This window comes from Bradyrhizobium sp. LB11.1 (genome assembly GCF_040549385.1).
Classification (GTDB): domain Bacteria; phylum Pseudomonadota; class Alphaproteobacteria; order Rhizobiales; family Xanthobacteraceae; genus Bradyrhizobium.
On sequence record NZ_JBEPTH010000010.1, the window covers coordinates 160,392 to 178,039 of the forward strand.

Annotated in this window: 23 protein-coding genes and 1 tRNA gene; 22 read left to right on the forward strand and 2 right to left on the reverse strand. The window is 59.7% G+C overall.

The annotated features are described in order from the left end of the window. The first annotated feature begins 563 nt into the window (after positions 1–563). From ABIA96_RS25135 to ABIA96_RS25210, 16 genes are all read left to right on the forward strand, one after another. Positions 564–785: a hypothetical protein gene (locus tag ABIA96_RS25135; RefSeq protein WP_354139722.1), complete on the forward strand. Its 222-nt coding sequence runs from the start codon at positions 564–566 to the stop codon at positions 783–785. 446 nt (positions 786–1,231) lie between these two features. Then, the gene (locus ABIA96_RS25140) at positions 1,232–1,876 is read left to right on the forward strand and encodes a hypothetical protein (RefSeq protein ID WP_354139723.1); all 645 of its coding nucleotides are present in this window, start codon (positions 1,232–1,234) and stop codon (positions 1,874–1,876) included. Between the two features lie 201 nt (positions 1,877–2,077). After that, positions 2,078–2,911 (forward strand): hypothetical protein, encoded by an 834-nt coding sequence (locus ABIA96_RS25145; protein ID WP_354139724.1) that lies wholly within the window; start codon positions 2,078–2,080, stop codon positions 2,909–2,911. A gap of 9 nt (positions 2,912–2,920) precedes the next feature. Beyond that, positions 2,921–3,154 (forward strand): hypothetical protein, encoded by a 234-nt coding sequence (locus ABIA96_RS25150; protein WP_354139725.1) that lies wholly within the window; start codon positions 2,921–2,923, stop codon positions 3,152–3,154. 56 nt (positions 3,155–3,210) lie between these two features. Continuing rightward, a complete protein-coding gene (locus tag ABIA96_RS25155; protein ID WP_354139726.1) occupies positions 3,211–3,393 on the forward strand; it encodes a hypothetical protein in 183 nt (60 codons plus the stop codon). Then, entirely contained in the window at positions 3,393–4,622 is a 1,230-nt protein-coding gene (locus ABIA96_RS25160; RefSeq protein ID WP_354139727.1) for a phage portal protein, read from the forward strand. Before ABIA96_RS25155 ends, ABIA96_RS25160 begins: the two co-directional genes overlap by 1 nt. After that, positions 4,619–5,152 (forward strand): HK97 family phage prohead protease, encoded by a 534-nt coding sequence (locus tag ABIA96_RS25165; protein ID WP_354139728.1) that lies wholly within the window; start codon positions 4,619–4,621, stop codon positions 5,150–5,152. The genes ABIA96_RS25160 and ABIA96_RS25165 overlap by 4 nt, the downstream gene beginning before the upstream one ends. A gap of 7 nt (positions 5,153–5,159) precedes the next feature. Then, complete coding sequence (locus ABIA96_RS25170; RefSeq protein ID WP_354139729.1) at positions 5,160–6,299, forward strand: phage major capsid protein; 1,140 nt, start codon at positions 5,160–5,162, stop codon at positions 6,297–6,299. 140 nt (positions 6,300–6,439) lie between these two features. Beyond that, complete coding sequence (locus tag ABIA96_RS25175) at positions 6,440–6,784, forward strand: HNH endonuclease (protein ID WP_354139730.1); 345 nt, start codon at positions 6,440–6,442, stop codon at positions 6,782–6,784. 366 nt (positions 6,785–7,150) lie between these two features. Continuing rightward, positions 7,151–7,432, forward strand: a complete 282-nt coding sequence (locus tag ABIA96_RS25180; protein WP_354139731.1) for a hypothetical protein — start codon at positions 7,151–7,153, stop codon at positions 7,430–7,432. Further along, on the forward strand, positions 7,432–7,746 hold the full coding sequence (locus tag ABIA96_RS25185) for a head-tail connector protein (RefSeq protein WP_354139732.1): 315 nt from the start codon (positions 7,432–7,434) through the stop codon (positions 7,744–7,746). Before ABIA96_RS25180 ends, ABIA96_RS25185 begins: the two co-directional genes overlap by 1 nt. Beyond that, complete coding sequence (locus ABIA96_RS25190) at positions 7,743–8,159, forward strand: phage terminase small subunit P27 family (RefSeq protein WP_354139733.1); 417 nt, start codon at positions 7,743–7,745, stop codon at positions 8,157–8,159. Before ABIA96_RS25185 ends, ABIA96_RS25190 begins: the two co-directional genes overlap by 4 nt. Further along, on the forward strand, positions 8,159–8,494 hold the full coding sequence (locus tag ABIA96_RS25195) for a phage head closure protein (RefSeq protein ID WP_354139734.1): 336 nt from the start codon (positions 8,159–8,161) through the stop codon (positions 8,492–8,494). Before ABIA96_RS25190 ends, ABIA96_RS25195 begins: the two co-directional genes overlap by 1 nt. Positions 8,495–8,497: 3 nt before the next feature. Beyond that, positions 8,498–10,123, forward strand: coding sequence for a terminase large subunit (locus ABIA96_RS25200; RefSeq protein WP_354139735.1), 1,626 nt, complete (start codon positions 8,498–8,500; stop codon positions 10,121–10,123). 187 nt (positions 10,124–10,310) lie between these two features. Next, positions 10,311–10,739, forward strand: coding sequence for a Panacea domain-containing protein (locus ABIA96_RS25205; protein ID WP_354139736.1), 429 nt, complete (start codon positions 10,311–10,313; stop codon positions 10,737–10,739). A 53-nt stretch (positions 10,740–10,792) separates the two neighbouring features. Beyond that, positions 10,793–11,491 (forward strand): hypothetical protein, encoded by a 699-nt coding sequence (locus ABIA96_RS25210; protein WP_354139737.1) that lies wholly within the window; start codon positions 10,793–10,795, stop codon positions 11,489–11,491. 90 nt (positions 11,492–11,581) lie between these two features. Here ABIA96_RS25210 and ABIA96_RS25215 read toward each other — a convergent pair whose 3' ends face one another. Beyond that, positions 11,582–12,106 (reverse strand): hypothetical protein, encoded by a 525-nt coding sequence (locus tag ABIA96_RS25215; RefSeq protein WP_354139738.1) that lies wholly within the window; start codon positions 12,104–12,106, stop codon positions 11,582–11,584. A 122-nt stretch (positions 12,107–12,228) separates the two neighbouring features. On the opposite strand from ABIA96_RS25215, the gene ABIA96_RS25220 reads away from it, so the two are divergent. The 6 genes from ABIA96_RS25220 to ABIA96_RS25245 all read left to right on the forward strand — a co-directional run bounded on the left by ABIA96_RS25220 (position 12,229) and on the right by ABIA96_RS25245 (position 17,486). Continuing rightward, a complete protein-coding gene (locus tag ABIA96_RS25220) occupies positions 12,229–12,720 on the forward strand; it encodes a hypothetical protein (protein WP_354139739.1) in 492 nt (163 codons plus the stop codon). Positions 12,721–12,736: 16 nt separating this feature from the next. Then, complete coding sequence (locus ABIA96_RS25225) at positions 12,737–13,036, forward strand: hypothetical protein (protein WP_354139740.1); 300 nt, start codon at positions 12,737–12,739, stop codon at positions 13,034–13,036. Beyond that, on the forward strand, positions 13,033–13,416 hold the full coding sequence (locus ABIA96_RS25230) for a hypothetical protein (protein WP_354139741.1): 384 nt from the start codon (positions 13,033–13,035) through the stop codon (positions 13,414–13,416). The genes ABIA96_RS25225 and ABIA96_RS25230 overlap by 4 nt, the downstream gene beginning before the upstream one ends. Further along, entirely contained in the window at positions 13,417–13,803 is a 387-nt protein-coding gene (locus ABIA96_RS25235; protein WP_354139742.1) for a hypothetical protein, read from the forward strand. It begins immediately after the preceding gene. Positions 13,804–14,073: 270 nt separating this feature from the next. Then, a complete protein-coding gene (locus tag ABIA96_RS25240) occupies positions 14,074–15,813 on the forward strand; it encodes an AAA family ATPase (RefSeq protein ID WP_354139743.1) in 1,740 nt (579 codons plus the stop codon). Positions 15,814–16,289: 476 nt separating this feature from the next. Beyond that, entirely contained in the window at positions 16,290–17,486 is a 1,197-nt protein-coding gene (locus ABIA96_RS25245) for a tyrosine-type recombinase/integrase (protein ID WP_354139744.1), read from the forward strand. Positions 17,487–17,507: 21 nt separating this feature from the next. Here ABIA96_RS25245 and ABIA96_RS25250 read toward each other — a convergent pair. Continuing rightward, positions 17,508–17,583 (reverse strand) — tRNA-Trp (locus ABIA96_RS25250). Positions 17,584–17,648: the final 65 nt, after the last annotated feature.

Genomic DNA, 17,648 nt, shown 5'->3' on the forward strand with positions numbered 1-17,648 from the left:
AAGCCGCGCCGGAGATCCGCGTTTAACGGGCCGGCTGCGAGTGCCGGGTATCTACTGCGGATGGAGCCAAAGGTCAAGGTGTGGCGAGGCGGAATGCGCGGGAGCCCGGCTCGCGGACGCGATGCGGATCAAGGGCTTATGGGCCCCGCATGATCCACGGTCCGAGCTATTGGGCCCGCCGCTGTCCTGCCTGTCGATCCTGATTGTCTGGGATGAGCTGGCAGGAGTGGCAGGGCTACCAGAAGATAGCAATTTCAATGGGTGCGACGACCATCGCTCCGAAAACTACCCCTCAAAAACAGCCGTAAACCTAGAGAGATGTCGCACTTTTTCGAGCCGCGCCAATCCGTGTTCTGAATACATGTTCCTGGACCATGCCGACACCTTCCGATCGCAAAGGTCTCGCCAGCTTGACGATCTTCGCTCGTGTAGCCCTGCTTGGCGAACCGTATTACCTGCTTCGCCCATCTGAGCCCCAATAGTTAATGAACCGAGTTCCGGTTCCGGTGCTATAAGACGGAACCGAGTTTTGGTTGTGCCGGCGGCTACTGAGGGCTGGAACAATGCCAATCAATCTGTTGCTGAAAGACAGAGAACGCACGCCTGAGGAAATCAAACTTCTGAACATGGCCTTCGACCGGGCGCTGCACTTGTTGGGCGTGCTTGATCGTGACGACCCACTTTGCAGGATGGTAGCTCGCGACGTGATCGACATCCGGGCAGCCGGCACCAGCGATCCGAGCAAGATCGCGAAAATTGCCATAGAACGAATGCGCCTCAGGTAGGGCCGTCTAAGTTGGCGGCTCTTTCAATCACCACTACACGCCGCCTTGGCCCTTGATTCCCCCTTTGAGGCCTCTGGCAAAATTGCCGTAGGGCTACTGGCCGGTTTTTTGTTTGGCCACCACGCCCCACTTTTCGCGCCGATCGGTATTTGTTTATAAAAGATCCAACCCTGCTTTCCCGCGCCGACCACCATATAGTCATGCCCCTGTGTTTAGGCGCTGCCAATTTTCTTTTGGCCGTTTTTCTTTTTGGTGGATTCGGTCGCCAGCGCCACTAGTTCTTATACCGGTCGAAACGCGCGCCGCCGGTCGCGCCCGCTGTCGGTCCGAATCCGAAAAGGCGGCTTACGCGGGAGCCCTGTCCCGCCGCCTACCCGCGCCTAGCGGCTTCAGCAGCACCGGCTTGAGGCCGGCATTTCCCAGCATTGATAAATTGGAGACCTGATTTGTTAGCAGCAAACGACAATACCCGCACGTCCGAAGCCCACCGCGCCATCATGGCAGAGCAGCGCCAGCACCAACCCAAGGGTGAACCAGAGACCGTCAAGGCCTGGCCATCGGGCACACGTTACATGAAGGCCGGTCGGTTCAAATACATTCGCGCTCTCAATGACTGGAACGAGCTGAACGGCGAGCCGCAGTTGACGGTGGCAAACGATAACATCGCGGCCGAGAATATGGACGAGTACGCAGAAGGCGCGTCCATGAACAGCGACAACCTCATGGCGGCAGCCTCGGCGAAGGGCGTCCTTGCTAGGCAAGCTGCCGGCAAGGAATGGAAGCCCGACGATGAGCGGATGGACCAACCTCACCGCAATGAGGAGCCGCCGCCGCCGTCTCGCGTGTACATGTGGCGGCGTAACGGCGTGGTGCAGCGTTCGGACGTCCATGGCGCTGAGGACGAGGCAAATCGGCGCATCGATTGCCAACGGCTGCGGAAAACACTCGGCCCGGTTTGTTGCCTCCTTCTCGACAAGGCTGCCGGCGATTACACCCTGGAACAAATCGGCAAGTTCATCAGGCGTGACCGCAAAGCCACAGCAACTTACGCAGATAGAGCGGTCCTGACATTTTTGCAGGTAGCGGCCTAATTTACGGCCACGGCACCCCGTGAGTTCTCTTGGAAGAGGGGATGCATTTCAAAGGGCTCCCCTTTTCAGTTTTCGCCCGCGCGCCGCATTTCGCCGTCTGCGCGCGGGCCATCGTTCCCAGCACCCGGAATCATTTTGTCGCCTCAATCCGCGACCGATCATATTGAGTCGATCCTTGCGCGCGTAGCTGCCGGCGAGACCTTGACCGTCATCTTGCGCTCGCTTGGCATCAACAAATCGACCTTCGACGCGCAGTTGCGCCGTCGCCCCGATCTCCGCGCCCGCCTCGACGCTGCCAAGCCCCTCACCGGTCAAGCGCTGGTGTGCGCGAAGTTCGACGACATCCTGACCGCGATCCGTAATGGCGCAACTGCCGAGGGTGCCGTCGAGAGCTTCGGCGGCACTGGCGTTTCATTCTTCAAGGTCGTCAAATCCGACCAAGCTCTGCATCAGCGTTTCGTCGCAGCGACCGCAGATCGCGAGAACGGCGACAATGCCCGAGGCAAGGCCGCAAGCGGTCGGTTCTCTGAGGCCGACTTCGAGCGCGCGATCGAAGCGCTTCGCGCCGCTCCAAAGATTGGCTTCGCCCGCGTTCTAGTCGACGGTCTGCCAACGCCTTTCCTTGTGCTCGACAAGGCCAAGCGCGACCCTGAGTTTCATGCACGGCTTGTAGAAGTCGTCGGCGAGCGCGCGAAGCGCCGCGCTGGTCTGAAGAAACAGCCCCCGCGCGTCTACGCGGAAGGATTGTTGCGCCAAGCTTGCTTGGCTCTGGATCTATATCGCAGCGCCGACGGCGCAGCCGCCGGTCTCGATCCGGAGGACCGCGACGACGTTGCTAGTGAAATCGTGCTCGCGGTTCTCGAAGGCGAGATCACCGAACAGGAAATCCGCACCAAAGGTCGGCGCTTAGGGCGTCGGCGCGTTTTTGGCGAACAGGCGTGGGCGTCGTCTCTGGACGCGACAGCGCACGACACGAGCAACGCGGAAACGCTCGGCGAACGGCTCGCATCTCCCTGCGGCATCATCTTCTACTGAAAGCACCCCATGACCATCAGAGTGAACAGCCCCGCTGCATGGCGCGGGCGGCTCGTAAAAGTTGCCAGCATCGAAGGCAGTACTGCGGAGATCGTGTGGATCAACGAACGCGGCGATATCCAGGCCCGCGACGTCTGGCTCGGTGATCTCGTGAGCTTCGAGGAAGCGACACGCACGCAAAGCAATTGGGGTGCAGCGGCGGCGGAGGAAAGCAACATTCGTAGTTGGAGGGCAGCCGATTAATGGCGAGGACTTGGGAAGAGTTTGACGCGGATCTTGCGGCCGGTGTGTCGCCTCGCATGCGCGAGCGTGCGGTGCTGGTAGCGCTTGGAGTGGACGCGAGCAAAAATCTTGATGACATCAAGGCCGCACATCCCGGCATTCGTGTCACGCGATGCCCGCCCGGCTTCGCTCGCGGCGTGACGTTCATGGGCGGCAAGCCGAAGCTGCCGCGCGTGTCGCGCAAGCGGAAGGTCGCCTGATGGCCTGGCCCTTCTCCCGCAAATCCGAGTCGGTGTCCGAAACCAAATCCGAGCTGACCGATCCGACCTCGGATAGTTGGGCCGCGCTGTGCGACGCCTTCGGCCTGTCCGCCAGCGGCGTTACCGTAACCGCGGCAACCGCAATGGACTGCCCCCCAGTCAATGCGGGTGTTTCGATCCTCACGGAATCCACTGCAGGCGTGCCTTGCCGTCTACTGCACGATGATGCCAATGACAGCGAGCGCGCAGCGAAGGACCATCCCGCTTTTGCGCTGGTGAATCGCTTCAGCAACGAATGGATGAGTTCCGGCGAGGTCCGCCGCCGCGCAACGCAGGATGCCGTCCTCTTCGGCGATGGCTTCGCGCTCGTGACGCGGCGTGCCGCCGGCCAACCAGCTGAAATCATCTACGCGCCACGCCAAACTGTTGTGGTCGAGTACGCGCTGACCGGCGAGCCGCGCTATGTCATCGACAGCCAGTACTATGGACCGCGCGATGTGATTCACATCGTGTGGACGCCCTACCCTAACGATCCGTTGCAGCAGCGCGGCCTTGGCCTGCTCCACGCTGGCAGGAACGCTATCGGTTTGGCGATCCTTCTGGAGCGTAGCGCGTCGAATCTTTTCCGCAACTCTTGTAAACCCTCCGGAATCGTAAGCGTGAAGGGCGCACTCAAAGCAGAGGCAGCCGCTCGCATGGCGACGGCGTGGCGCGCCGCGAATGCTGGTGACAAGCAGGGTGGCGTCTCCATCATGGATAACGACGCAACTTACACCCCTATCAACTTCACCAGCGTTGACTCGCAGATGATTGAGCAGCGGGCGTATGCGGTAAACGAAATTTCGAGGTTAACGAGAGTGCCGCCGACGCTCTTGGCGGACATGTCTCGCGCGACCTGGAGCAACAGCACTCAGCTTGATCTTCAGTTCGTAAAATACGGCCTCCAGCCCCTCCTCCGCGCCTGGTGCGATGGTTACTCACGTTGCTTGTTGACGCCTGAAGAGCGCTCCTCGATGCATTTCGAGTTCGATCTGTCGCAGTTGCTGATGGCCGACCCTGCCGCTCGTGCTGCAGCCTTCGTGCAGTATCGCGCGGCAGGCGCGATGACCGCCAACGACGTTCGGCGCGAGTTGAATCTCCCGCCGCTCCCAGACGGCAACACGCTGTCCAGCCCGCATGTGCAGTCGCCTGCGAATGATAACCAACCCCAAAAGGATGTTGCGGCTTGAAGACACTTGAGCACGGTCACGCGCGACTAGACGTTAAGAGCATCCAAGAGGATGGCACGTTTAGCGGATATGCCTCGCTGTTCGGCGTAACCGACCTTGGCAAGGATGTGGTCAGCAAGGGGGCGTTTACGAAATCGCTCGGCTCGCGGCCTGCATCGCGTGTCCGCATGTTGCGCGAGCATGACCAGGCCGAGCCGATCGGAGTCTGGACTTCGATTGCCGAAGACGCCACTGGCCTCGCCGTTTCCGGCAAGCTTGTGCTGGACACCGTGAAGGGTCGCGAAACGCACGCGCTCTTGAAGGCTGGCGCGCTCGACGGCCTGTCGATCGGATACCGGACGAAATCCGCACGTTTGGATAAAGCCAAAGGCGTGCGCATGCTCGATGAAGTCGAGCTTCATGAAATCAGCGTCGTGACATTCCCGATGCTGCCGGCAGCGACCGTTCATGCGGTCAAACACAATGGCCAGACGCAATTCAGCGCGCTTGTCGACGCCATCAACTCTGCGCGCGATTCTCTGAAGGACTAACATACATATGACTTTCCATACTGCTCTTGAGACCAAGTCGGCCACCGAGCTTTCCGACGAGGCTGGCGTGACCGAGATCAAGACCGCCCTCGACAACCTGACTAAGGACGTCAACGCGAAGACCGCACCGGTTGCCGACCTCGAAAAGCGTCTCGCAGCGGCCGAAGCGAAGCTTGCGCGGCCTGCGATCCACACCAAGGTCAACACTGACGAGGCCAAGGAACTGGAATCCAAGGCGCTCGACCACTATTTCCGCAAGTATGGCACCGGCGAATTCAATGCCGATGAAGTCAAGGCCATGTCGGCCGGCTCCAACGCGGATGGTGGTTATACTGTCCCGCAGACCTTCGTCGCCGAGATCATCAAGACCATCACGCAGTTCTCGCCGATGCGCGAGCTTGCGCGCATCACGCAGGTCGGTGGCTCGCCCGTCATTCTCCCGCGTCGTCTCACGAAGCCTACTGTCGGTGTCAAGGCGGAGACCGCTGCGGATACCGGTTCGTCTTCGACCTACGGTCAGTGGTCAGTGCCTGTCTTCGAAATCCGCGAGCATGTCGATATCAGCAACCAGCTGATTGAAGATAGCGCGTTCGATCTCGGTGCCGAAATCGGCGCGGATCTTGGCGAGTCCTTCGGCGAGAAAGAGGGCGACCTTTTCTTCAACGGCGCCGGCACCACCGAGCCGCTTGGTCTGCTCAATGATACCGACTTCGTCACCGCGACCTCTGCAAGCACTACGATTACGGCTGACGACCTGATCGACCTGTATTACGGCGTCAAGACGGCGTACAGCAAGAACGGCGCTTGGGGCATGAATCGAAAGACGATTGCCACTGTTCGCAAGTTCAAGTCGTCCGTTGGCGAATATCTGTGGCAGGAGTCGCTCGCTGACGGTCAGCCGCCGACGTTCCTCGGCAAGCCTGTGGTGGAAATCCCGGCGCTGCAGGACCCTGCAGCAGGCGCGGTTGTCGCCGTGTTCGGTGATTGGTTCCGTGGCTTCCGCGTGCTGGACCGGATCGGAATGTCGGTTCTGCCCGACCGCTTGACGCAGGCCTCCAACGGGCAGGTACGCTATCACGCTCGTCGGCGAATGGGCGGCAAGCTGGTGCAGCCCGAGGCGCTGATTGGTCTGAAGGTTCACGCTTAACAACTGATATGGCTGCGCGGACGCTGAAACCGCGCAGCCTTGGTGCCGTCCGCCTGGATGTACGGCGGCGCACCCTTGGCGCAGCGTTGTGTGTCGTCTCCCACAACAACGCTGCGCCACCAGTTTCTCGGAGTCCATCCATGCCGTTCGCAGCGCCACGTCTATGCACCTGTGGCCGCGTTGTTCCCGCGGGTAAGCGGTGCGCCTGTGCAGTCAAGAGGAAGGCAGAACGTGACCGCCTGCGACCTACAGCGCCGCAACGTGGATACGACTCCGACTGGAAGTCGCTCCGTGCCAAGCATTTGGCAGCACATCCATACTGCGTTGATTGTGGAGATGCTGCAACCGACGTTGACCATGTGGTGTCCATACGTCGTGCTCCTCACCGTCGGCTGGATGTAACAAACTTGGCCAGTCGTTGCCACTCATGTCACTCGCGCAAGACAGCGCGTGAGGATGGAAGCTTTGGAAGGAAGTTGAGTTGATACCAATCGAACAGTTTGACGCAGAGATCAGGTGCGGACGCGAGTGGATACCGTGCGTCGTGCATGGCGTCGTCGGCGATGATGAGACGCCGCGCTTCGTGGTGTCATTCGAAGACGATGATGGCATGACTACGCTGATGCGCGTGTCCGACGTGAGGCGCGTGCAGGCTCACTGATGCGTGTCTGGATTGATGGCACCGCGTTGCGTCCCGTTCGGTTCATCGCACCACGCGCAACGGCTGCAACGGCACGATGCCCTCCCCCGGGTGGTCGCAGACTTTAGCCGAACGCCAGGTTACCGGCGGCCATCCAACGCGCAAGATAGCCCACAATTGGGGCATTCTTTAAATTAGGATCATAATACCAATGGCTACGCCGAAACTACAGGGCCTCGCGAAGGCGATGGCGATGCTGGAGCATAACCTTGAGGATGGTGCCAGCATCCTACTCTCCAAGGTCGAGGCTGTGGAGGCGCGCGGCGAGGCAGCCCTTGCCAAGGGCCACGCCAAGATTGATGGCAAGGCCGCCATCGTCGACGAGATCGAAACCTTCGTTACTGCCCTGGAAGGCGCCAACGGTGGTGAGCCTCTGGATGAACCCCAACAGGCAGCAGCCCCGACGCCAGTGCATACGAATAGGTGGCCATAATGGCATACGCAACCCTCGATCAACTCAAGGCGCAGGTCAGCACCGCCTTCGCCGATGACGACGATCTGCTGCAGCACTACCTAGACGCTGCGGAGGAGTATGTCCGCGGTTTCCTCGATCATGACCCGGAGGCCGACGACCCGCCTTCGCCCGTGCCGGACACGGTGAACCACGCGACCCTGTTGATCGCTGCGGCCTGGTACCAAAACCGGGAGAGCGTCGTGAACACTTCGCGCGGCAGCCTGTTGCCGGAAGAAATTCCGTACGGCGCGCACCAACTGCTGAACCAGCTTCGTGGCTGGGTGTTCGGATGAAGCACCAGGCTGGCCGCAAGGCCACACCGCAGCCGATCGCTGACGCGATCCGCACCGTCCCGCAGCCGCCTAAGCACTTCCCGCCGGCTGCGAAGGCGGAGTGGAAACGGGTGATGCCCGTACTTGTCGAGCGCCGCGTTCTGTCAGTCGCAGACCTTCATGCGGTCGAGCGCTTCTGTGAAGCCGCCGCTGATATCGTCGACGCGCGCGCGGCGATCGCTCAGTATGGTGCATACGTAGAGAACCGGCTGGGCGAACTGAAGCGCAATCCCGCGTTCGCGACCCTGCGCGAGGCCACGGCTGAGAGCCGAAGATGGGCTGCGGAGCTGGGCCTGTCGCCATCGAGTCGCAGTCGGGCAGGCGTTCACGAAGACGGCGACGACGGTGATGACAACCCTTTGGCGGTGAACTGATGACTGCGGCAGGAAATCTCACCGAGAAAGTGCAGTTGCTCGCATTGGTAACGGTGCCTGACGGTGCCGGCGGCAGCACGACGAGTTGGGAGCCGCAGCTAACCGCACGCGCCGAGATCAAGGTGCTCAAGGCTGGCGAAGCGGTTATGGCTGGCCGCATTCAGGGCACACAAACCTTGGTCGCGACGGTGCGCTATCAGGCCGCGTTGGCTACCGCCGATAGCACGTCGCGTTTGCTCAATATGCGAACCGGAAAGCAGTACAATGTACGCGCGATCACACCGGACCAACGGCTGCAGTGGGTCGATATTCTTTGCGAGACGGATGAACTGTAATCCGTGACCGGCAAAAGCACCTATCCGGCGTGGATATATGACGGCTCGGCAATCCCAGATCCCCTCGGTTCAGGCGAGCGCGCTGTCACGTTCCTGCGCCGCCTGAAGCATCCGAAATCCACCCTGCCCGGCAAGGCATTTCAGCTTGATCCCTGGCAAGAGCGGGTTGTCCGGCGCATATATGGCCCGCGACATGATGACGGTCGGCGCATCGTCAACGCCGTTGTAATGCTGTTGCCTCGCGGCAATCGCAAGACGTCGACCGGCGCCGCCCTCGCCTTGCTGCATACGATCGGCCCTGAGCGGATGCCCGGCAGTGAGGTTATTTTTAGCGCGAGCGACCGTAAGCAGGCCGGCATAGCATTCAAGGAAGCCCGCGGAATCGTGCAAGCCGACAAGCGGCTCGTGAAGGCCACGAAGGTCTATGACGCCTTTAACAGCGCAAAGAAGATCGCCTATCCGAAGGACAGCGTTGAGCTTGAGATCATCAGCGCCGACGCGCCATCATCTGAAGGCCGCACGCCAGCCTTTGTGCTCGCGGACGAAACCCATATCTGGCGCGGCAAGGATCTGTGGACCGTTCTAACCAACGGCCTGGACAAGATCGACAACAGCTTGCTGGTTGTGACCACCACCGCCGGCCGCGGCACCGACAACATCGGCTTTGAGATCATCGACCGGGCACGCAAGATTGCCCGCGGTGAGATTGTTGACCCGACTGTGCTTCCGGTGTTGTTCGAAACCGAGCCGGACTGTGATTACACCAGCGAAGAGGTTTGGCGGCGCGTCAACCCAGGCAGCGCGCACGGCTATCCCTCGATCGAAGGCTTTCGGCGCCACGTAAAGCGCGCTCAGGACAATCCGACCGAGCGCAGCAGTCTGAAGCGGTACAAGTTGAATATTTGGGAAGACAGCAGTTCGAGTCCGTTCGTCGACATGCTCACATATGACGAAGGCGCTGGCGAGATCGATATGGCTGCGCTGGAGGGCGAGCCGTGTTGGCTGGGCGTCGACCTCTCCAGCAGTGTCGACCTTAGCGTAATCGTCGCCTGCTTCCGTGATGGCGACGACTACACAGCGCTGCCCTTCTTCTTCTGCCCGGCCGATAACTTGCGCGAACGGCAAGAGGCGACCGGCGCGACTTATTTAGACTGGGCTGCGCGTGGGCTGATCGAGGCTACGCCTGGCAACGTCATTGACTTCCGCCGCGTTGAAGAGCGCATTCGCGAATTATGCGAGACCTACTCGGTGCAAGAGATCGCGTGCGACCCTGCGATGGCACGCAACCTGCTCAACAACTTGCTGGAGGATGGACTCCCGGCAATCGAGCACAGGCAGGGTAGCCTCAGCATGATGCCGGCTATCGCTGAATTGCAGCGTGCGATCATCGGGCGGAAGTTCAAGCACGGCGGTCATCCGGTGTTGCGGTTCTGTTTCGCTAACGTCGAGGCGGAAACCAACGCAGCCGGGCACATCGTGCGATTCACGAAGCAGAAAAAGTGGCTGAGCATAGATGGCGCCGTGAGTAGCGCCATGAGCGTCAACAGAGCCAGCGCTGGCGGAAGCGCGGCTGTTAGCTCGCTGTACGATGATCCGGAATGGGAGAAGGCTTTGGCGGGGTTTAATTGAGTGAAATCTGATGATTGAGCCCTATTTCACTGTAAAAAGCGGTTGGGTTTGGAACTGCTGTCGCACCGCATGCTGGAATAGCGGCCTCGAACCAGTTCGTGGTTTCGTCCATTATATATGTGTTAACCTGTTATGCTGTGACGTAAAAACGCGACAGGTAGCCGATTCGATCTCACGGAGTTTGAACATGACAAGAAGTGAGATGGTACTCGCCGCTTTGGCAGCCGCGGGCCAAAATGCCACCTTTACGCCTGTGCAGGTCCAGAAGCTTTTCTTCCTGCTCGACAAGGAAGCAGCGCACCTGTTGGGCGGACCATATTTCCAGTTTGCGCCCCATGATTATGGACCCTTCGACCGTGCAGTTTACGATGAACTTGATGGACTGGCCAAAAACGATTTGACGATCGTACAAAGCACTGGTCGATACAGGGTATACGGCTTGTCGCAGGAGGGCTTTCAGGAGGGATCGAAAGCGCTCGATAAGTTTTCCGGAAATGCCAAGAGCTATGTTTCCGATGTAGCCAACTGGGTGAGGCGGCTAACCTTCGAGCAACTGGTAGCGTCGATTTACAATCGATATCCAGACATGAAGGTGAATAGCGTCTTTCGCGGATGACGGTTGTTGTCACATTTCATTGCTCTGACGGTGTGGTGATCGCTGCGGATAGCATGATCACACCGAACGTAGGTGGTCTCAACGTAGGGCATCACCACGGCCAAAAAATCTCAATCCTGCCGGGACCGCAGATTTTTGCCATAGCAGGCGACATCGGTCAGAACGCTCGGGTCAGGATCATGGCCGAAGGATCTCACGCCCAGATCGCGACGACGCAGCATCCCATCGATTTTCCGCTGGGTCTAACGCAGGCGATGATGCAGCAGTTCATTGCGACGGGGATTAACAACGCGATCAGCGCAAACCCTGTCTTGGCCTATCTCCATTCTGGCGAGCATCAGTGTTGCGTGTTCGAAGGGGCGTTTCAGCCGAGACTGTTGGACGAACACCACTATTATGCCGCACATGGCTCAGGAAAGCTTTCAGCTGATCCGTTCCTGCGATTTTTGACCGACGTCTTCTGTCCGAACGGAAGGCCGACTGTCCGTGAGGGTATTTTCTTGGCCGCGTGGACAGTCCAGCACGTGATTGATGTGAATCCCGGTGGTGTCGCCGGCCCCGTTCGGATTGCCACAATGGAGCGCGACTCTACCGGGGCGATGGCTGCTAGAAGTCTTCCGACCGACGAAATCGACGAACACCTCCAGGCTATCGAAAGTGCATGGTCGGCCTTGCGTAAATGGCGGGACGATATTCAATCCGGCGGCGCTGCCGAGGATATCCCCGGACCACCGCAACCACCGTCCGCTTGATTTATTTGTCCCTCTTCAGCCCCAAATCCACCAACCGCCTAATCGCCTCCGAGCGCGATGGCTTGTCGGGCTGACGTGCGGCCCATTGGTCTAGCCGCGCAGCAAATCGCCGATCGGATACACCGTCGCGTCTGTAAACCACGAGGTCCATTTCAGCATTGCGCCGCTGCGCTCGCTCAACATTTCCGGATCGAATTGCGCCGGCCTATAGCTGATATCCCGGCGAGGGTTGCTCCTGAAGCTGATGCCGGCAAGCGGCCATGGCGCCAGCAACTCGACCTTGAACGGACCTGACGCCGGTGCCTCGATAAGCGCCGCCAGCGCATCGCCGAACGTCCTTCCCCGAACCTCTTCTCCAAAGGTCAACGGCTCGTCCGCCGGCAGCGGCGCGTAGAGCCGAACCGTGTCCGCGCTGTCCCGCACGTTGCGGCTGCCGGCTACCGCAATGAGGAGATTCGCGGCACCCTCGAACGTCACCACCGACTTGCCGCGCCCCCGTTGCCCCTCGCTGCGCAGGCCAGCAACTAGGAGATTGCGATCATGAAGCGTTACCGAACCGAGCGGCACACCCGTTAATTCTGCAATTTTTTCAACTAGTTGTTTCGGTGTTGCCACACTAGGTCTCCGCTTCAATCGCTTTTAGCATAATCTTTTTTCGCGCAAAATGCATTTTCTGTCTTGCTTATTATGTTTTTCGCGCTAAATACAAATTATAGCATGAACATGGAGCTAACAGCATGACGAAAGCCAAACTCGCCAAGACCGACGTTAAGCGCAGCGCGCCAGTGCAAGGTGCCGCTGCTCCTCCGATCTCCCTCGGTAGCGAGATGTTGAAGCACCTCCACAGGGCGGTCGGCACTGAGCGATTCCTGGCAGAGCGCGGTTGCCCCAGTCGAGCCGGTCGGGCCACCCTTGCTGCGAGCGATATGGCCGACACACTCGCTTCCTTCCCGCCGCATGCCCCCGCTGAGGCGCTGGCGGCTGCCATTCTGATCTACACCGATCTCGACTCAGTCGTGAGCGCCACAACCGACTTCATCAGGGACGCGGCGCAGCTGCGCATTCAGCAGCGAGTTGCGGGCCTCGCCGCGTGGATCGAGAGCGCGCACGGGATTGATCGGCGCAACTGGGGGCTTGATTATTTCGGTGACCACAACCTCGTCGGCACGGCCCGGCTCATGCCGCATACCGAGATCACCCTTATCGCCAACCCTGATTGCGATAACTGAGCACGGAGGCATCGCGGTGAAGTACCAGATCAACGCGCTATCCGTGCGGCGCAACACTAAATGGTCAATCGAGGTTCCCGTTATTGCTTACGCCAAGATCGGGTTGCCTGAAATCGAGGCGACGGTGGAAGGAGTCATGCTCGCCTACCGGCGCACGGATGGGAGATTTCTCGCATTCGCCCCATCGAAGAAGGATGTCGACGTGGGCATCCAGTGGGATTGCGAGTCGGAGTGGTCGCAGCAGTTGGCCGCCGACCTGTATCAGGTCTACCTGACCATGGGCGGTGATAAGCCATCAGAGAGGGACGCAGCGTGATCACCCGTCGCAAGAGAGCGGCGGAGGCCGTCACCGAAGCTGAGAGCGCTGCCGAGGCCGCGTTCCTGGACATGGGCCGCGTCGAGGCCGAATGGCTCAAGGCCAAGATCCGGTACCATTACTCTGATCAGGAGGCTTGCAAGAAGGAATTGCGCCGCGCACGTGGCGCATTCAGGAAGGCCATGAAGGTCTGTATCCTCGCTACGTGGGACGCTGAGCGTATCAACGAAGAACTGGACCGCAAGCGCGACCGAAAACGTGAGCGCGAGCGACTACGCCTTGATCAACAGATGCATGGTCTGCATCGGAGTGATCTGACAGGACATCACGCTGGCCGGTTTCAGCGCTGGGGCCACGGCGACGATATGGGGGTTGCATAAATGACTAGAATTACGCTTGAAGTTTACTCTGCCTACGACGAATTCGGATTAATCCACCGGCTCAATGAAGTCGCTCGTTATCGACAAGAGAGCAGCGAAAAATTTCCGCACGACACACGGAATGCCAAGGCGGTCGACCTGATAAACAATCTGTTAGGTCAAACGCCTTCACCCCTGGCGGTGAAGGCACTAAACGATGCCATCGTCGAATACGATGAGAGGTGCAGGGGCGTTGAGTTTGATTCGAATCCGCCCCCATTTGAACCGAAGGTAAGCACTTCTCTCGGATCAATCGGATTCGGCTGGCATCCAAAGGGCATTGACGAGGTGTTGACGGTTCTGGCCACCGACGCGCGCCTTGCCGCTGGAGAGGTTGCACAACGCTGAATAACCCCATCGCCTCGGCTCTACCCGGGGCGAACTACCCCGACCAAAACCCACCCGAGATCACTATGAGAATCCTAAATTATCGACCGGCACCCTCCGGTGGCGGAACGATCGGCTATGCCGAAATAGAGGTCGCACCGGGAGTGCGATTGTTCGACGTCAAAATTGTTCAAGCGGGTGACGGTTCGCACCGCGCCTATGCTCGCAATGCTGCGTTCGATCGCAATGTGATCACGGAAATATCGAAATCCCTTACCGGAGGCGCATGCCTTGACTGCATCGCAAGCTAAATTCGAACTCTCCCGCGCCGACATGGTCGAGCAGTTGGAGCTTCGACTGTATGGCGACATCCTCGTTCCGAAGGTTGCAGATTTCGACCCCGCCACGGTGACCTTGGAAAACATCGTTGCATTGCTGCGGCGTGAGGAAGCAGGCGAGGATATCTCTCGCGGCGTGATCTACACCGGCGATTGGCACTGCAAGGACCGTCGCGTTCGCAATCACAATAACGTCTTTATCTCTTGGCCGTCTGAGGACGGCGACACTGTTCTGCATAAACAGTTGCAGGGCACCGAGGAAGACGGCGCGTTCATCATTGAAGACCTCACTCGCGCTGCGCTTGGAGGTGGTGTCAAGTATTCCCCTCCGAAGGTTGAGCCCAAGGCCGCGAACGATAACGACCCTGCCGCAGCCAAGCCGGTCAGTACCGAGCCGAAATTGACGGCAGACGAAGAGCGCGAATATCTGGAGAAATTCCAGCGCGAGCAGTTGCTACCCGGTGAGCGTGGTGAGCTTGTCTTTGATGACGTCGCGTTCCGCGCGCTGTCTTCCGGGCCGTTCTGGCGCATCGCCGATGCCGTAGTCGAGGGGCACCATGGCGACGTCTTTATGGGCGTGCTCGATGGATTGCCGAAGTTCGCTTGGGACGGCGGTGGCATCGCGCCTATTACGCCAACAGCACCATTTCCGCTCGTCGACCCCTCCAAGTGGCATGGCACTGTCGCGCAAGTGCGCCAGTGGTTTCTGACCGGCCTTGTCCCGCACCGGCAGGTGACGCTGCTATCGGGTGATGGTGGCGTCGGCAAGTCTCTCTTTGGTTTGCAGATCGGCGCAGCGTCGGCCCTGGCGATTGAAACGCTAGGGTTACAACCGCAACCGGGCCGGGTGTTATATCTCGGCGCGGAGGATGAGGCAGAGGAATTCCATCGCCGTCTGGAGGACATCTGCACGGCGCACGGTGCGCAGATGTCTGACCTGACCCACCTCCGTATCCTTCCGCTCGCGGATCAGGATGCGCTCCTATCAACACCTGATAAGGGAGGCATGAAGCACACGCCTCTTTGGGCGCGCGTCGACCGGTTTGTGAAGGAGTGGAATCCTGGGCTAGTCGTGCTTGACACTGCAGCTGACCTCTTCGGCGGCGATGAGGTAAAGCGCGCTGAGGTTCGGCATTTCGTCGCGATGCTTCGTACTATGGCGATTCAGCGTGACTGCGCCGTGCTCTTGCTCGCACATCCCTCTCGCGCTGGTATGGAGTCCGGCAGCGGATACAGCGGCTCGACGGCCTGGAATAACTCAGTTCGTTCACGCTTGTACCTGACCAGCGGCGAAGGCGACGTTCGCATCCTCAAGACCGTCAAATCGAACTACGGGAAGATCGGCGAGGAGATCATGCTGGAGTGGAAGGATGGTGCATTCGTTTTGCATGATCCGGCTAGGCCCGTAATCACTGACGCATTGCTCAACGGCCGCACCGATAAGGTGTTCCTGGCCGTGCTGTCGAAGATGAGCCGGCAGCGTCAGGACTGCGGTATCACGAAGGGCGCGGCCTATGCTCCAAAGCTGATGATGAAGCACCCGGAGGCTCGCGGCATAAAGATGAGTGACCTCGAAACTGCAATGCAGAGGTTGCTCGATGCCGGTTTGATTAGGGTGGTTGAGGAAGGCCCGCCCTCGAAATCGCGGAAGCGGCTGAAGGTATCAGCAGAGTGCTTCGGGCCGGACGATTGAGGTGTCTCTTCCAACCCCATTTTCGGGCCTTCCAAGCCCTTCCATCCCCTTGCTAAGTCATTGATTTCATTAGTTGCACCAAACTCACTTCCAAACCTACCGCCCCCCTCGCAAGCCATTGAAATCATTGACTACCAAGCACTTCCAAGGGTGTTCCTACCAAACCCCCATACCCCCTAGCGCCCTTTGGCGCGCGCTCTGAGGGAGCGCGGCACCACGGGCATTGAAAAAAGGGAAGCCGAGAATGACACCGGACTGGATCGACGGAGACTGCGGGTGACAAAATCCCTGCCCTATACCCAAGCATCCCTCCGGCGGGCCATCCTGGCCGTTGAGAGCGCTGGCAAGTTCGTCATTGGGGTCCGCCCGGATGGCACGCTGATTGTTGGAAACGAGCCCTTCGACGTATCGTCGCTAACTCCGGCTAATGATAACGTCAAATCCCGCAGCAAGTGGGAAGACGTCAGGGGCTGACCGTGGCAGAGACCAAACTCCCGTTTATCAGCCGCGAGGAGAACCGGCACGGCACGCCGGTCGTCTTCGTGCGCCGGAATGGCAGGCGCATTCGGATACACGAGCCAGAGGGCACGCCAGCCTTCGCGCGGGCCTATGCTGAAGCCGTTGAGAGCCTTGGCGAGCCGCCCAGCAAACGCCGCAAGCCCACCAGTGACCTGCCGGTCTATCCCAAGGGCACGCTGGGCTGGCTGGGCGTGCAGTACTTCGCCTCGCGCGGCAAAGACGAGTTCATGTCCCTCGACAACGATTCACGACGAGCCCGCCGCAACAGTCTTGAGAAGGATTGCTTCACGGTCGCCCTTAGTGACGACGACCCGGAGCATATGGGCTTTTGCCCGTTCAAATATCTCTCGGGCCAGAAGATGAAGCGCATGATCGAGGCTGCGGACGGTCCCGGCGCGCGGACCAACCGCCGCAAGCACCTCTCCGCGCTCTGTGCATGGGGTGTCGAGAACAACCACCTGCCATCTAACCCGGTGCGGGACATCAAGTCCGGCCGCGCTGAGGCCACCGATGGCTACTACACGTGGCAGATCCCGGACGTGCAGCAGTTTCTGGCCTTCCACTCCGGTGCGGCTCGGCGCTCGCGCAAGGCGCGTCTAGCTCTCGGCCTGCTGCTGTTCTCCGGCTCGCGTCGTCAGGACATGGTGACGCTCGGCAAGCAGCACTGCCGCGGTTCCGTGCCCGACCAGATTGGCGACTGGATAAGCTACGTTCCCAAAAAGACGATCAAGAAGCGCCGGACCATGGTCCAGAAGCCGCTTCTGCCGGTGCTGAAAAAGATCATCACGGAGTCGTGGGACATCCTCGGCGCCATGACCTTCCTGATCACCGAGCAGGGTAAGCCCTTCACCGCGGCCGGATTCGGCAACTGGTTCCGCGACCGCTGCGACGAGGCGGACCTCCAGCAATGCACCGCTCACGGCCTGAAGAAGGCCGGCGCCACGATCGCTGCCGAGAACCGGGCCACCGTTCACGAACTGATGGCCATGTTCGATTGGTCGTCGCCCCGGATGGCTGAGGTCTACACCCGCAAGGCCGAACAGAAGCGACTCGCTGGAGGGGCGATGGGCCTGATCTCGTTGGACCGTATTGTGAACGAAGATTGTCGCACCGAGCCCGATGCGGTTGTCGCACATGCCCAAAAATCAAGTTAAATCAAACGCTTAGAAAAGACGTGGCAGGAGTGGCAGGGCTCGAACCTGCGACCCCCGGTTTTGGAGACCGGTGCTCTACCAATTGAGCTACACTCCTACGGACCCTCGCGTCGCCGCTTTGGATCAGGGCCGCTTTCAAGCACAGGGGGCGGCTGGTTTGCA

Bases quoted from the DNA above. Each gene is read 5' to 3' on its own strand.
- ABIA96_RS25135 (WP_354139722.1), top strand. From the start codon at position 564: ATGCCAATCAATCTGTTGCTGAAAGACAGAGAACGCACGCCTGAGGAA.
- ABIA96_RS25150 (WP_354139725.1), top strand. From the start codon at position 2,921: ATGACCATCAGAGTGAACAGCCCCGCTGCATGGCGCGGGCGGCTCGTA.
- ABIA96_RS25155 (WP_354139726.1), top strand. From the start codon at position 3,211: ATGCGCGAGCGTGCGGTGCTGGTAGCGCTTGGAGTGGACGCGAGCAAA.
- ABIA96_RS25160 (WP_354139727.1), top strand. From the start codon at position 3,393: ATGGCCTGGCCCTTCTCCCGCAAATCCGAGTCGGTGTCCGAAACCAAA.
- ABIA96_RS25170 (WP_354139729.1), top strand. From the start codon at position 5,160: ATGACTTTCCATACTGCTCTTGAGACCAAGTCGGCCACCGAGCTTTCC.
- ABIA96_RS25175 (WP_354139730.1), top strand. From the start codon at position 6,440: ATGCCGTTCGCAGCGCCACGTCTATGCACCTGTGGCCGCGTTGTTCCC.
- ABIA96_RS25180 (WP_354139731.1), top strand. From the start codon at position 7,151: ATGGCTACGCCGAAACTACAGGGCCTCGCGAAGGCGATGGCGATGCTG.
- ABIA96_RS25185 (WP_354139732.1), top strand. From the start codon at position 7,432: ATGGCATACGCAACCCTCGATCAACTCAAGGCGCAGGTCAGCACCGCC.
- ABIA96_RS25190 (WP_354139733.1), top strand. From the start codon at position 7,743: ATGAAGCACCAGGCTGGCCGCAAGGCCACACCGCAGCCGATCGCTGAC.
- ABIA96_RS25195 (WP_354139734.1), top strand. From the start codon at position 8,159: ATGACTGCGGCAGGAAATCTCACCGAGAAAGTGCAGTTGCTCGCATTG.
- ABIA96_RS25205 (WP_354139736.1), top strand. From the start codon at position 10,311: ATGACAAGAAGTGAGATGGTACTCGCCGCTTTGGCAGCCGCGGGCCAA.
- ABIA96_RS25210 (WP_354139737.1), top strand. From the start codon at position 10,793: ATGATCACACCGAACGTAGGTGGTCTCAACGTAGGGCATCACCACGGC.
- ABIA96_RS25220 (WP_354139739.1), top strand. From the start codon at position 12,229: ATGACGAAAGCCAAACTCGCCAAGACCGACGTTAAGCGCAGCGCGCCA.
- ABIA96_RS25235 (WP_354139742.1), top strand. From the start codon at position 13,417: ATGACTAGAATTACGCTTGAAGTTTACTCTGCCTACGACGAATTCGGA.